Origin of the sequence: Mucilaginibacter paludis DSM 18603, assembly GCF_000166195.2 — a bacterium.
Lineage (GTDB): Bacteria > Bacteroidota > Bacteroidia > Sphingobacteriales > Sphingobacteriaceae > Mucilaginibacter > Mucilaginibacter paludis.
Genome location: NZ_CM001403.1, coordinates 6670854 through 6684888, shown reverse-complemented (window position 1 = coordinate 6684888; position 14035 = coordinate 6670854). Strand labels below are relative to the sequence as shown.

17 protein-coding genes are annotated in these 14035 nt (G+C 46.0%); 6 read left to right on the top strand and 11 right to left on the bottom strand.

The window, feature by feature from the left end; all coding sequences use genetic code 11:
* The first annotated feature begins 106 nt into the window (after window positions 1-106).
* The 3 genes from MUCPA_RS28175 (at window position 107) to MUCPA_RS28165 (ending at window position 1646) form a co-directional block, all read left to right on the top strand.
* On the top strand, window positions 107-559 hold the full coding sequence (locus MUCPA_RS28175) for a hypothetical protein (protein WP_008511131.1): 453 nt from the start codon (window positions 107-109) through the stop codon (window positions 557-559).
* Between the two features lie 9 nt (window positions 560-568).
* Window positions 569-907, top strand: coding sequence for a PEGA domain-containing protein (locus MUCPA_RS28170; protein ID WP_008511128.1), 339 nt, complete (start codon window positions 569-571; stop codon window positions 905-907).
* A gap of 160 nt (window positions 908-1067) precedes the next feature.
* A complete protein-coding gene (locus MUCPA_RS28165) occupies window positions 1068-1646 on the top strand; it encodes a hypothetical protein (RefSeq protein WP_040626569.1) in 579 nt (192 codons plus the stop codon).
* Window positions 1647-1659: 13 nt separating this feature from the next.
* Here the strand turns inward: MUCPA_RS28165 and MUCPA_RS28160 are convergent, their stop codons facing one another.
* The 4 genes from MUCPA_RS28160 to MUCPA_RS28145 all read right to left on the bottom strand — a co-directional run bounded on the left by MUCPA_RS28160 (window position 1660) and on the right by MUCPA_RS28145 (window position 5209).
* On the bottom strand, window positions 1660-2628 hold the full coding sequence (locus MUCPA_RS28160) for a hypothetical protein (RefSeq protein WP_008511125.1): 969 nt from the start codon (window positions 2626-2628) through the stop codon (window positions 1660-1662).
* Window positions 2618-4036, bottom strand: a complete 1419-nt coding sequence (locus tag MUCPA_RS28155; protein ID WP_008511122.1) for a type IV secretory system conjugative DNA transfer family protein — start codon at window positions 4034-4036, stop codon at window positions 2618-2620. The genes MUCPA_RS28160 and MUCPA_RS28155 overlap by 11 nt, the downstream gene beginning before the upstream one ends.
* A gap of 67 nt (window positions 4037-4103) precedes the next feature.
* Window positions 4104-4535 carry a hypothetical protein gene (locus MUCPA_RS28150; protein WP_008511121.1) on the bottom strand — a complete coding sequence of 144 codons (432 nt, stop codon included), beginning with the start codon at window positions 4533-4535 and terminating at the stop codon, window positions 4104-4106.
* A gap of 137 nt (window positions 4536-4672) precedes the next feature.
* Complete coding sequence (locus tag MUCPA_RS28145; protein WP_008511117.1) at window positions 4673-5209, bottom strand: hypothetical protein; 537 nt, start codon at window positions 5207-5209, stop codon at window positions 4673-4675.
* A 227-nt stretch (window positions 5210-5436) separates the two neighbouring features.
* On the opposite strand from MUCPA_RS28145, the gene MUCPA_RS28140 reads away from it, so the two are divergent.
* Window positions 5437-5574: a hypothetical protein gene (locus MUCPA_RS28140; protein ID WP_008511115.1), complete on the top strand. Its 138-nt coding sequence runs from the start codon at window positions 5437-5439 to the stop codon at window positions 5572-5574.
* A gap of 88 nt (window positions 5575-5662) precedes the next feature.
* On the top strand, window positions 5663-5920 hold the full coding sequence (locus MUCPA_RS28135) for a hypothetical protein (RefSeq protein WP_008511113.1): 258 nt from the start codon (window positions 5663-5665) through the stop codon (window positions 5918-5920).
* A gap of 100 nt (window positions 5921-6020) precedes the next feature.
* On the opposite strand, the gene MUCPA_RS28130 is transcribed toward MUCPA_RS28135, so the two are convergent.
* The 5 genes from MUCPA_RS28130 to MUCPA_RS37945 all read right to left on the bottom strand — a co-directional run bounded on the left by MUCPA_RS28130 (window position 6021) and on the right by MUCPA_RS37945 (window position 11048).
* Complete coding sequence (locus MUCPA_RS28130) at window positions 6021-6923, bottom strand: nucleotidyl transferase AbiEii/AbiGii toxin family protein (protein WP_008511111.1); 903 nt, start codon at window positions 6921-6923, stop codon at window positions 6021-6023.
* Entirely contained in the window at window positions 6907-7686 is a 780-nt protein-coding gene (locus MUCPA_RS28125; RefSeq protein ID WP_008511110.1) for a type IV toxin-antitoxin system AbiEi family antitoxin, read from the bottom strand. Before MUCPA_RS28125 ends, MUCPA_RS28130 begins: the two co-directional genes overlap by 17 nt.
* Before the next feature lie 218 nt (window positions 7687-7904).
* Window positions 7905-9143 carry a site-specific integrase gene (locus MUCPA_RS28120; protein WP_008511108.1) on the bottom strand — a complete coding sequence of 413 codons (1239 nt, stop codon included), beginning with the start codon at window positions 9141-9143 and terminating at the stop codon, window positions 7905-7907.
* Between the two features lie 199 nt (window positions 9144-9342).
* The gene (locus MUCPA_RS28115) at window positions 9343-10905 is read right to left on the bottom strand and encodes a recombinase family protein (RefSeq protein WP_008511107.1); all 1563 of its coding nucleotides are present in this window, start codon (window positions 10903-10905) and stop codon (window positions 9343-9345) included.
* Complete coding sequence (locus MUCPA_RS37945; RefSeq protein WP_008511105.1) at window positions 10902-11048, bottom strand: hypothetical protein; 147 nt, start codon at window positions 11046-11048, stop codon at window positions 10902-10904. Before MUCPA_RS37945 ends, MUCPA_RS28115 begins: the two co-directional genes overlap by 4 nt.
* Window positions 11049-11201: 153 nt before the next feature.
* Between MUCPA_RS37945 and MUCPA_RS28110 the strand changes: the two genes are divergently transcribed.
* Window positions 11202-12500, top strand: coding sequence for a toll/interleukin-1 receptor domain-containing protein (locus tag MUCPA_RS28110; protein ID WP_008511103.1), 1299 nt, complete (start codon window positions 11202-11204; stop codon window positions 12498-12500).
* Between the two features lie 65 nt (window positions 12501-12565).
* Here MUCPA_RS28110 and MUCPA_RS28105 read toward each other — a convergent pair whose 3' ends face one another.
* Together MUCPA_RS28105 and MUCPA_RS28100 are read right to left on the bottom strand one after the other, a co-directional pair.
* The gene (locus MUCPA_RS28105; RefSeq protein WP_157543999.1) at window positions 12566-12850 is read right to left on the bottom strand and encodes a CHC2 zinc finger domain-containing protein; all 285 of its coding nucleotides are present in this window, start codon (window positions 12848-12850) and stop codon (window positions 12566-12568) included.
* Between the two features lie 45 nt (window positions 12851-12895).
* The gene (locus MUCPA_RS28100) at window positions 12896-14035 is read right to left on the bottom strand and encodes a hypothetical protein (RefSeq protein ID WP_008511100.1); all 1140 of its coding nucleotides are present in this window, start codon (window positions 14033-14035) and stop codon (window positions 12896-12898) included.

Here is a 14035-nt window from a genome sequence, read left to right as displayed (position 1 = left end):
GCACAGCAACATTTATATTTTATGAATTTTATATTAAATTATTTACACATCCTGATTTATTGAAACTTAATATTTATATTGTGTTTAAATCTAAATACCTACCAAAATGGCTATTACAAATAATAACGACTTCACCCTCGCAATCACAGGCAAAGACTTAAACAATCCTAATAAACATATTGCTGTTAAATTAGAGATCTTAACAAGAAATGCGCTAATTGACCACTCTGGTCTACTTTTAGCATTTAGGAACGATTATGGCATATATGTATTTCATAATGGTACACATACTAAACCAGAAATGGCGCAGAAAATATTGGATGCTGCAAAAAAAGTAAATCCGTTAATATCCTCAGGAACATTAGGTGGAGCGGGTATGCAAGCGGGATTATCACATAATAAGAATACAGCAATTATAGGTGGAATCGCAGGTGCAATATTGGGATATTCTCTGCCAAGTATTGTAAGTTTCTTCGACCAGAAAATAAGTCCCGACGAAGGTTACTATCGCGATGGGCGCTTAGTTTATCCTGACAAGATATATTTAAACGTTAACTAATGTAATGTTATGGGCAGAGTTAGAATCGTTCGTGGGAATGAAATGTTTTGCCGATTTTCTCACATGAATGTTTTTATTGACGGGAATAATGTTGGAACAGTTGAATATCTTGATTATAAAGACTTTAGAGTTAGCGAAGGTAATCATAGTTTACATATAGAGCTTGGCGGATTTGTTAGCATAACAATGATGGTAGTTGTCGAGGCTTCTAAACCTACGATATATTCAGTTAAGTTGCCTAAGCGCACTTTCGCATGGAAAGAAGTGTTAGTGAATATTTTTTCCGGTAAAAGTAATATCGAATTTACGCCTATTGGAACTGATTATCGTGCAGAAAAGTACACTTAGTATTAGATTTTCCATATCAGCTTAAACCCTACTCATTAAATGGGGGTATGGTTCACGTATAGTCTTCTCTCCTCAATAAATTAGAAATAATTAAAATACTGTAATAAAACTGTAACAATCTTTGGCTATAATGCGACCAGCAAGATTAGGAGACTGTTCCATGGCTAATGACCCCAGATTAGCTACCGATAAAAAACCGACTTTTTTTAATAATTCGCTATGGATCGGTGTGCTCGCGGGGGTATGCGGCGGTGAGGTTGGTCAGATGTGGGGAATAGGCGGACTTGTTGGAAGCTTAGGATTGGGCGTTGCTGCCGGATGTGTGGGTGCCGCCATTGAAAAGAAGGGCATGGAGCATGATCTTAAATACGGTAAAGAAGTAAGAACACCCACCATTTGGAACAAGGATTTAGCCTTGTGGGGACTTGCGGGAATGGCGATAGGCTCAGTCTTGGAAACGTTAGTTCCGACACGCGGTATTCTTAGGTCAATAGCAGCTGCCTGGTTTACTGTTAATGGAGCTGAATGCGGTAAACGCAGGATGGAAGAAGATTATCAACGCGCAAAAGAGGATGATCAATGCAGGTCTATTCTTACTGGGAAAAAGAATAATGCTATAAAAGACGCCACTACTATCAACGCTAAGCAAGAAGAAACCGCGATTAAACCTGATAAAAAGTTTCAGAAAAAACTACTCAATGAACGGCTTGAAAAAGATAAGGTTGAGATGACGCTTTAGACGAATTTCTCAATTAACGCGCGCTACGTGCGCCAATCTTTTCCCTATTCATCTCTTCAATAATCGCCGTCAAATCCGGATAGGGCACGATAATGTGTGGCACAAAGGGCTGTTTTGTCTGCGCATCTTTTACAGGCTCTTTCTTTTTCCCGCCCGTTTTTTCCGTGGTCCCCTTCCTCAATTCCCGCATCATCTCCGCTTCGATCCGCCCATCCTGGAAATCGAGCAATTTATTTTTTTTCGCCATCTCTTTCCATTGCGCGTAAATTAAGACCGCAAAACCTGAAATATACAGCCAAAGACTTTCGACACTGGAAGACACCCAGGCGAAAAAAAACACAATCGCAGGTTCGATAAACATGCCGGTAAAAGCGGCCTTGTCTGTAATGAGCTTAGGAAAAGGCTTGCCTTTGCGCAATGCTCTCGGGAGCATATAAAAAAACAGCCATAACAAGGGAGCAGCGAGGATATTTAAAATCCACGCCACTATATTGGCTAACCATTGAAAGTTTGGTGTGCCATCATCGTAAGAATGCAAAGGAATATTGGCCTGGTTACGCCATTTGATCTTAAACAAATGGTAACAGCTGAACAATAAATAGAGCAACATGGTAGCCAGCATATCTTCTACCGCCCCTTTGACCCTCACGGCATAGCTGTAGGAGTAGAAAGCGCCGTGGGGACCTAAAATAGGCCATACCAGCTCCTGTATGGTTGGCATAATTCTGTAGGCTACCCCCTGCATTGCTGTAAAGGCGACCATCAAAAAAAAGCCCGCATAAAAATTGACTGGCGTAAACCAGCGTTGGCCGAAATCCCGCCGTAAAAATACTTCCACGGGAATCGTAAACCATCCGAGTACGAGCATGATCAAACCCATGGTGCGTGAGGACTGCGCCCACCTGTTGATTCCAGTGACATTCCGGGATTTATCGATTTTATCTTCGTTGCTGAACGGTTTGGTTATGATTTTATGCGCCATATTGTTTGAATTTTGCTACCAGATGCGTCTTTTCATTCGACCAGATACGCCCGTTCTGAAAGATAATGGCCTCGACCACGCGGTCATTCAGCGCACCGCCTTTGCGTAATTTGGTAAATGACTGCGGCGGTACGTCATAATCAAAGCTTTCATTGCTGCCGCTGCTCATATTGAAAAAGTCGGCCCCGTAGCTTTCCCCGGATGTTTGCCTGATCTGCCAGCTACGTCCGATCACTTCCGCCGCCTGCTCGTTCGTCATCGGGTCGCTGTTGGCGTGCCATATCTTCGTTTGCAGGTTGCCCATGAGCGAATCCACCCGGTATTTGCTTTGCGTGCCGCCCATCACCGCGTAATAGTTCGGCAGGTTTTGCGTCAGGTAGACCGTGCAGGCGCGGGTACTGCGAGCCGTTGCCTGGAACTGCATGTCGTATTCCGTCACGAAATTTTGCGCCTCGTCCACCCAAAGGAAAACCGGAACGGTTTGATTGGTGGTCGCCCGGCGTTCCACCGCCTGCTGCCAGAGATATTTATAGACCACCTGCGCCGCCCTGCCCGCCTCGCCAAATTCCTTTACCGGCAGGTTCAAAACGATCACCACGCCCCGGTGGGTTAATTCAGGGTAGGCGATCTTGCGCCGGTCCTCGGGCATTTCCGAAAACAACATGCGGAAGGGCCTGCGTAGAAAAATGTCCATCATCGTCGTGAGCGTCGATAAAATACTGCTGCGCGTTTTATCGGCAAGGTTGGGGTATTCTTCTAACCAGAACGATGCCGTGCTATCGAAATCATGCCTTGTCCATTTATTGAGGTCCTTTCCGTAGCCTTCCAATAACAGTTTCCAGCACAGGCTTTTATTTTTCCATTCGTCCGTATCGATCTGTGCGAGACTGATCGGCGCGGACAGGATCACGTCATGGATGAGCGGCACAGACACCGTGCCTCGCGCGATCATGCAAAGGTCTATCGTATTACGTAGTAATTGCTGCATGGCGCGTTCCCAATACGGGTCGCTGCCTTCGCTTTTGGAACTTCGATCAATGGCCTCGTAAATGGTGGTAAAGAGCCTCACCAGGTTATCGGTATAACCGGCTCCCTCCCCTTCGCGTTCGATCTCGTATTGCAGGAATGGAAAAACGAAATTACCCGACCCGTCGAAGATCAAAAGCTGTTCGGCCCGCCCGGTTTCGCGGGCGTAGCGTTTCCAGTCGTCCAGCACGTCTTTTTTGGCGCACAGCACCAAACCGCCGAAGCCGGAGCGCAGGAACGCGCGGGCAAGCGCCTCACCGCTGCCGCTGGTTTTCCCGGAGCCTATGCCGCCGAAAATCTGCACGCCTTCGCAGGCATTGCCGATGGTAAAATCTTCTTCGTCGTTGAATTGATAAATGGTTTGGTCAAGGTTGAAATCCATCGGAGCGATAAATTTAATTCAACCCAATATAAAAAATATTATTTGTGTTTATAAATAATATTAAAAATTATCGGCTCATGGCCTGCTCCTGCGGGTCCTGTTGCGGTGCTTCGTAAGCTTGCCGCGCCATGGCGCGGTCTACCGCATTCGGATTGAGGTAATTATTACCCCCGCCTTGCTCAATACTTTCGATGGTGGATTTGAACTCAGGATTAAGCGCTATAGGTTCGGTATTCACCATACCATGCATCGGCGGAGTGTTCATTGGAGGCGATACACTATCAACGCTTTGCATCGTTTCAGCAGGAATCGAGCGCTGTGCTTCTTCAATGATCTGCTCGTTGCGCGCTTTGATCGTGGCGGCATCCCCGGACGGGGAATAGGCCATTTGTATATCGGCATTGAGGATATTGCGGCGGGCTTCCCCAATCGTCGCCATCGCCCGTTCGCGTTGCTCGGCGCTTGCCCGGTTTAACGCGTCTTCTACTGCATTTGCCATCGCTGTTTGATTTGCTTTGGCTAAAGATACTATTTTTTAATAAAAAAATATCGGCCCAATAATAGTAGGTCGATACTTGCAGTGGATTTAAAAAAGATAAAAATGCCTCCCGTTGCCGGGAGGCATGGAGAAACGTCTTAGGCGTTCGGAAAATTAATCGTCGCCTCGATCTCTTCCAATTTCCGGTTGCAGGCTTCATAAATAAACTGTGACACCAGACGGATCAAACCGGGTGTGGTCGTGATAAAACGCCGTTGCTTATCATCTTCGATAATTAATTTGCAGCCCTGATAGGGATTCTCTTCCAATTCGTCATGTTCAGTCGCCAGGTTTACTTCAAAATCTTCCAGCTGCTGGATGCGGCCAATCAGGTTATTGCGTTGGATACTCCTTCGGTACAGGTCTTCGACAAGCTTTAATTTGCTTTCCAGGCTCAATACCGGTTTGGGAGCTGCGGCGGTTTCTTTCGGTTGTTCTGCGGATACCGGTTGGGCGATTGCTACCGGGGCATTGGAATCTGCGGGCGTGTCCGGTTTGTCATTGGGGGCGGTTTTCTCACTCGCCGAGTTTTTGGTGCCAGGCTTTTTCACATCAACAGGTTGTGAAACGTTCTTGTTGTTCTCTTTGGCAGCGCCATTCTTTTCGGCCACGCCATTTTGGTTTTGAAATTCCATTTTTTGATGGGTTTTAATGTTTAAAAATCTGTTAAGCATCAAGCCCAATTCAGCAACAGCTTCATTGACTTTGATAGAGGCAGAGTATTTGCGCGTGGGGATGGCAGGCAAGGCTGACGCAAAAAAAATACGACCCGGAGCGTAGCGCAGGTGTGGAGATTATTTTTGTGGCACTCGCCCTGGCCTTGACTGTCGGAAGAGGTATAAATTCGCCTCAATCAAACGTCATGGAAGCGGTTGATATGACCGTGAAGACAACAGGGTTTGATAGTAAAATGATTGAAGAATGGAAAAATCGCAAACGGTGGCTGGCCTATGAAAGTCGCATGAAGAACGACGATGAACCCATGCAGATTGATCGTTAAAATTGGGCATGATGCGAGGATAAAGAGATTGATTACAAGGATAAATCCAAATATAATTGAAGTGCATGGACAGGCGATATGGGCTCCTATGAAAGAATCGAAACAATCGAATATCATCAACCTTCCCTATCAATTGGCTGAGCCGAAGGATTTGCAGGACTGCGACGATATCGGGGTTTTTAGTTTTCAGTTGCGCCTGCACGGTGTCGAGCAAATCCGCTTAATCCAATCGGGACGATTGGCGCCGACCCCGGATGTGGTGAGGAATTTAAACTCTATCAACGAACTATTAAGAGAGTTCGGAAAACCGGAATTGCCGTTGGAGTTCCTGGCGGATAAACCGTGACCGGTCAGCATGTCGGCTAAAGAATGGTTTCATCCAAAATACCATGACTATTCGCCATTCAAACGGAAAATAATCATACTATTTTTCCGTTTGCGCTGAGTTAGATGCTATTGAGCATATCCTTTAACGCCTCGTACATCTGCTGATGCTTGGCCGCGTTACTTTCTTTCAAGCGCTGTAAATGGTGTAGCTTCCATGCGACAGAAGGAAATTTTGAAAAATCATACCTGCTCCAGTCCGGTGTCAATCCCTTTACGCTTAGTAGAAATGCTTTATCGTCCGGCATCAGGTTGGCGTGAATAACCCGAATAAGTTCAGCACGCGTGGCTTCATATTCTTCGTAGCTAAATGCCTCGTCACTCATCCCGTCAAATTGATTGGCCAGTGCTGACCGCTGATCTTGCAAATTAGGCTGTAGAATTTCCCTGATCGGCCTGTCACTGCCTAACAAGGATAGAAAGAAACCATGCTTGACCTGCGGTGAAAAACGCTCATTGGCCAGTAAATATTTTACGTCGAATAAATCCCTCGGATGCTGACGGTCCAGCGCCGCGCAAATCTTACCGCCATAAAGTTGGCCGACAGGCACCAACCGAATGGCACAAAACGCGTCGAAATCTTCCTGGGCTTTTGCGCATAGCTGCATTTCCACCGGATCGCTGATGGTTCCGCGCCCCACTAAACTCACTTCTAATTTGATATCGGCCCCCTGGACCGAGATTTGCAGCTTGGCGGCGTCCCTGCGGTGATTGACACGCACACCGCGCATCGTTCGTTCGATGCTGGCTTTAATGCGCTCCAACGCTTCCGCGATATGCTGTAGCGATGCAGCCCTGTCTTCAATCGGGAGATAGGTCAGGTCGATATCGACCGACAGGCGCGGCATGTCCCTGACGAAAAGATTGATGGCCGTGCCACCATGCAATGCAAAGCAGGATTCCCTTGCCACTTCCGGTAAAACATTCAGTAGCAGGCTGACCTGCCTTTTATACGCTTCGTTCATGCTCTGCTAATTCTTTGGGTACGGTTATTTGATAGCGGTCGATATAGGCCCCGTTCTTGACAATACTCCGTTTGCCACTTCCCAAATCAACTTTTTCGAGATTCAGAAATTTAGTCCAGTGATGATTCGCTTTTTCCGCAAGAAAAAGGAACAGGCGTTTTACTTTGATCGAGCCGCATTGTTCCAGCAATTGCTGAACCTGCCCAGGTTTCAGATTATTGAGCCCTTCCATTAGCTCGTAGCATTCCATCAGCGCCATTTTTTCAGGCGCGAGGTACAAACACTCCATCAGCGCGCGCGCAGCGCCGGAAACCAGGATAGAGTAACTTTTCACCTCCACTTCGGCCATGCCTATATCCGGTGGTAAAAATGAAGATTGATGGTATTCCACCGCCACGCCCCAGTCATGGTTGAGGAACCAGGTGGGCAACCTTGCGTTACTCTCGCCGAAAACCGTCACCTTCTTTTCCGATAAGGAAAGATAATGCGCTTTACCCAAAAGCGACAAAGCCGTTCGTCCGCCAGGATGTACGGGCAAATGACTTTGCCTCTGCAAAGCATAGATCGCGCCCTGGTAGCCCACGGCATCGCCATTGCGTATCATCGCACCCGTGCCGATAGATTGCAGCCATTGGCTCCGGCGGTAGGCCTTTTGTAGATCGAAGCTATAACCCTGCTCGGCAAGCCAAGAGGATTGCACCACTACCCCGCCGGGCAATGAAGATAATAGCTGGTTTATTTTTGTCTGCATATTGGTAGTCATGATACCATTATAGTATAAATTACAAACCTTAACAATGCTAAAGGTTTATAATAAAACACACAAAGGTATATAAAATACCGAAATTCAACCAGAATTAAAACTAAGATCACTTTTAAGCGATGGTCCCTTTTCGGCTCACTTGCAAGCAAGCATCCTTGTAAATCTAAAATCCAATATTATAATTACAAGGATACGCATTGAACGATAAAACCGGATTTTCAAAATCCGACCACCGCGTCCAAAGCATTATCTGCTTCTTCATGAATAAAATTCGACTGATAGCCCATCGTCGTTTTGATATCGCTGTGCCTGTATAAATCCTTCAAAACCTGGATGGGGATTTTATTGCCGGAAATATGGCCGAACGTGTGCCGGGCAATATGCATGGTCAGGGTTTTGGTTATTTTTACATCCTTATGGATCGCGATTTCTCCCAATGCCGTATTGAGCCGCTTGGTCGCATAGGAAATTTTGCGTTGAATGTGGTAGGGCTTGTCCAACGTATCAAGCACCTTGAGTTCCGGAAAAATAAGATCGTGCTTCATTTCCTGATGGCGGTACTGGTCGAGAATAGCGAAAACTTTCTGGGGTACTTTGAGTGACCCGACCTTCAGGTTTTTTCCCATCTGGTAATAGAGGCGCTCGTTCTGAAAATCCGACCATTTTAACCGGAGGACATCGGATACACGCATCCCGGCAAAATAAAAGGATGTCAGCCAGATATTGCGCGCGTGATTTTCATAGGAATCCAACGGCAATTCCAGCGCTTCAATTTTCTGCACATCCTCCACGGATAGACCCACTTTTTGGCTCTGCGGAAATTTGATCGCAATTTTCCCTTTACCAAAAGGGTAATGTTTCTGATCGACAATATTAGCCGCAATTGCCTGGTTATAAATCGTGCGAATCAGGATGAGGTAGTTCATCATGGTTCGCTCGTTCATCTTCACCACCCGCTCGCCAATCCTGCGCTCCCTCTTCAGCCACGCGGAAAGCTTGGCCAGCAAGGGCACATTGACCTCCGGAAAAGTCACATCCCTGTTTCCCAAAAATTCCTTGATCGCTTTGATCCGCGATTGCTCGGTGAGCACGCGATTGTATTTTCCCTGCGTCCGCAGATTTTCGACGAATATATCGGCCTGGGCAAAAAACGATGTTGCCGCCTTTGGTTTTATTTCGGCGGTGACCAGTTTTGATGAAATATCTTTGTTGTGGGTTTCGAGCTCGAGCAAGGTATCGTTTGCCTCCGCCGTTTTGGTGAGGATCAGATGATTCAGCCGCTTTGAATTGGGATAGGATGTTTTAACTTTTTGCCCTTTAGCATCCCAATCTTTTGCATGAAGGTGATGGCCTAAATGAATGAAGGATGTTTTGCGGTCTTTGGTTACCCGGATCGCCAGCGGATAGGTGCCGTCTTTGTTCGCTTTTTTGCGTAAAACCACTCTAAGTGAAGCCATAAAAATCGGATTTAAAATTGAGGCCTATTCTGTTGTTTTTATCACCTAAATATAAGCATAATCTTTGATATTTGGGTACAACATAGGTACAACATTTCGTGATTTTTTATGATTTTACATGTTGCAACATGAATCAAAAACCGCGTTTCTGAGCCATATAGGCACATTTTGGTTCATATCAATTCATGTTTTTCGCAATTCATAACCCTAAGGTCGGCAGTTCGATCCTGCTCCCCGCTACTTGAGCAGAAAAGTGATCTTCGAGGTCACTTTTTCTGTTTTCAAACGCGCCTAACTCCTTGTTTTTCAGATAGATTACCTCAATACCTTCATTGACCCGAACAGTTCGATATTTGCTTCCGTCATACCAAATTTTCTCCGGGAACACCGCATTGAACAGCCTCCTTTTGCCCATGGAATCGTAAGTTTTCCAATAAATTTGCAATTTTGACACATTTTCGACCGCTTCATGGAGTACTTTATCGATCTTTTGCACCCCTTCTGACATCTCGCCTAACTTCTTTTCCAGGCCAACCATCTCCGCTTCACACTCCGCTTTGTAGATTTTATAATCGGCAGCGTCCGTCTCTTCCATATAATATTTTTTCCGGGCCACACTCAGCCGGACATTCACCTCGGTGATCTGTTTCAACAGGTCTTTACGACTGCTGGAAAATGCCCCATGTTTGTTGGCATTCTGATATTCGACCAATAATTCATTTTCAAAGATCTCGGCTCTCTCCGGCCTGATGGTAAATCCTGCCAATACCTTTTCAAATTTTTCGTTGGCATCTTCCGCCTTAAACCGCACTTTACATTTATGCTGGCAGTGGTAATAATTATAATAGGCACTATAGCCTTTCGAGGCGCTGCCGGTCAGCATCCGCCCGCATTTCGGGCAGATCAATAGTCCCCGCAGCGGCAGTTTATCGATCGACACCATTTTGGCACCGTACGCACCTTTGGCACGGCTGGTCAGGATATCCTGCACATCAAAAAAGAGTTTATCGGAAATGATACCTTCGTGTTGCCCTTGTACCAGGTAGCCTTCTTCCTCCTTAAACTTTGGCACCTCGATCTTCCCGCAATAGACCGGGTTGCGGATGATGTTCCAAAAATGAGCGCTGCCACATTTGAACCCGCGCTCATTCGCCTGTTTACGTACCTGTTCTGCGGCATAATGACCATCCACCAACTGCTGGAATATCCAGCGGATATGTTCCGCCTCCTCTTCTACGATGGAGATATATTTCCGGCCATATTCGGTGATCTTGTTTTCATAGCCCAGCGGGGCGACACCCATATAACGGCCCTCTTTACGTGCCCTGCGCATCCCGTAAAAAGTATTCAATGCCCTGCGGTCGTTCTCTACTTCGGGCGCGGCCAGGTAAAAGGCCATCATGATCTTATTTTCCGGAATAGAGGGATCGAGGGGCTGTTCAATGGCTTGCGGCTCAACACCCAGTAAACGCAATTTGCTGATCATCATATAGGCGTCCCCAGCGTTCCGGCTGAACCGGTCCCACTTGGTGAAGAGGACATGATCGACCTTACCTTTACGTTTTTTCAGATCGGTCAGCAGTTCCGTCCAGGCCGGCCGTTTAAAGGTTTTCGCGGAATAATCTTCCATGACCACATCGATGACCTGGATGCTGTTGATCTCGCAATAGCGCTTCAAACGTTCCTGCTGGTCGCGCTGGGAATACCCCTTATCGGCCTGCTCGTCGGTACTCACCCGCACATATAAATAGGCTGTTTTCATTTCTTAAATTGTTGCTGCACTACCAATTTAGCCAATTTCCGGAAGGTTTCCAATAGCTGCCTCGCTTGTTCTATCGTAATAATTTCGCCTCCTTTTCGCAGGATCTGCACGACATCTTCGGGTGTATAGGGCCTTCTTTGCATGGTCGCTCTCGTTAAAAGTTATCAAAGAACGAATGTGCGTGCCCGGTGTAAAACAAATTGTAAGTTTAGCTTTCAGCACTGGGATTTAAACTCCTATGATGTCATTGGTAATGATTTTATTAGCTAAATTTACATACACAATTATAAACCACATTGGAAGAATTGACTACAAGGATCAGTTATGAAAAATCAACATTACTGGCGCATTTCGACGAAACTCTACCCAAAAAACTGATTCAACCGGCTAAAAGAAATGATCAGGATGAACCTGACGTAGGAATTAAATCTTATACGTTTAAAGACTATCATTTTTCAGGAAGTTACCAGGGCTTTCTTTTTAAAAGCTGCAAATTCGTTCACTGTACGTTTGAAGACGTTTGGGGTTTCTTTCTCTATTTCAAAAAATGCGAGTTTACGGATTGTGAATTTAAAAACTCCCGGTTCTCTCACGGACAATTCGGCTGGACAGAACTTTCATTCTATAACTGTAAATTCCGCAATGTTCAGATCGACGAAGGAGATATGGACAATACCATATTTGAAAAATGCGATTTTCATAAATTCGAATTAGCGGAAGACTTATTCAATGTACATTTCGTTTCCTGTGAATTCGAAGCTTCGATGTTCAGGTCATTCAGATATTATCCGCCGGGAACTGAAATTGAAGAAGATACCAAAGATGTTACTTTCGATAGCTGCCGTATCATGGATTGCTATTTTAACACTGTAGATTTGCGCAACACTTCCATTATAGATTCCACCTTATACTTTTCCGTTTTTCAGGACTGCACCCTCAATGACGAGACCATCGAAATCAGAGACATTGAAATTCGGCCGGTATATGCCTCGATGGATTTTCAGACCATTCTCAAAAGTGATCTAAACAACCCGGAAATTTTAAAAGCTTATTTCAATATACATGCATTCGATTATAAAGAGAAGATCGCTCAGATCTCTTCGCAAACCGATTACAAAAAGATATTCATCTCTTATAGTTTTAAAGACCGCGCATTCGCAGCAGCACTCGATGATACTTTAAGAAACTTCGGCATAAAAACTTTTTTATGGGAAAAGGATGCGCCCGGTGGTCAGTACCTGGAGGACATCATGACCAAGAACGTATGGGAACATGAGATCTTACTTTTCATCGCCTCTGAGCATTCCCTAAAAAGCAAGGCCTGCCAATTTGAATTATCGACAGCTCGTCAAAAACAGGAAGAACTCTGGAAAAATATCTTTTTTCCCATCCATATAGACCCCTACCTTTTCGAAGTCAAACAAAACCAGATACGTCCTATAGAAAAATCGCCCGAATACTGGAACAACATTCAAGAATTAAAACGGGTTAATTCGCTTGATTTTAGCCAGGCAGCAAAACTGTATTTGAAAGACCGTAAATCGTTCGACAAGTTTATTTTAGATAAAATCGTTAAACAAATTCAATCGACTTGACCTGCCTGTTTTATAAAGCGACGGTGCGAGAGGTACCGGCTATTCGTCAGCGGGCACATCTATTTTCAACGTTTGGCGAGAAAAACCACAGCTTCGGGGAAACTGCATTTTTGCACGTTCATGACCAGCTTAATTGCGTTCCCGCCGCTGCCGCCTTTGAAACATTTATAGACCTGTTTATCCGGGGAAACGGTAAAGGTAGCACCAGTGCCGCCATGTAGGGGACATGGGCCGGCCAGGCTGTTGCCCTTGGGGATCAGTTCCGTAAACTCCGCAGCCAGTTCCGCGATGTCGGTCTTGGCCGTTACGTTATCGACAAATGCCGGTGATATCATCGTTCCTATTTTCAACTATAACGCCTCCCGGCCAGTAATCGTGTGCCTTTAGGCCCTCCATCACAAGGAGATGTTTCGTTCTGACCGGAAAACTTTAGAATGCAGATACAGATATTCGAGCCCTTCGGGATGATCATGCAATGATTCTGCTACCAGCCTCGACATGCTTCGGTCATTGGCATTTTCCTGTAGCATGATCTGGTCCAGGTAGGATAAGAAATAATCCAGGCTTTTTTCCGGCAGGGGTAATTCGCCATCGGTACCGTAAAGTTGCAGGCCGCGGTCGGCGGCGATCTGTTCACATAAATAAGTAACCATTACGCTGCGCTGGATCATGACCTCATCCGCCCGGATATCATAACTGTATTCCTGGCTCGCTTTCTCGATCGTCCGGAATACGATCCGGTCCGGCTCCAGCCGCTGGGCATTGGCGGTGATCTCAGCGGACTTTTCCAGCGACCACAGCACGCCGAAAACATGATAGCCCAGGACCGCCGCCCGGAGCGTATAGGTCATCGCAGCCCGGTCCTCACCACACAGGGAAAGGCTACTGAATACCGCGAGCAAGTCACAAATGATTTCTTCCCGGAACCATTCATTGAAATTGGCTGCGATATAATCGGTAAATGGCTGTAGGGCCGATGCGTTCAGGCGGATAACGTCTTCATATATTTCAGGCTTAAAACGGCGGTAATAATGCCCCAGCTCGTGGTTGACCAGGAAGTTTCCCATGATGCCGGCGAGCTTATCGGCGACGATCTTCCATTTCGGGTCTTCATTCGCCGCATGAATGACCGGTATCATCCGGTGTTGTTCGTATAACAGGGTTTCCAGGAAAATAGCGCGGGAAAAAGTATTGTTATATTTATGCAACAACTGCTCGGCAAAGAACTTTTTAAGGTTATAGCGGATCAGCGGGTTGAATGTCTGGTGATCGATTGAACCCCGGCTCATTTCGAACTGCCAGGCCAGGATCAGGTTATATGCAAAAGAAGAAAGGTAGGTATTCCCGATCAGCAGGATGCCGCCCTCCACTTCCGTTAACGTGGAATTGATCCGTTCATCATATAAACTCACGAACATGAAGCCTTTACCGATCTCGGCCTCCAGGTCAAGGAAATCGTCCGTATGCGAATAAGCCGGGAACTTGGCGAAAGGCCGGGTAAGCCGGATCACCCGGCTGGCTTCCTGTTCGGTCAT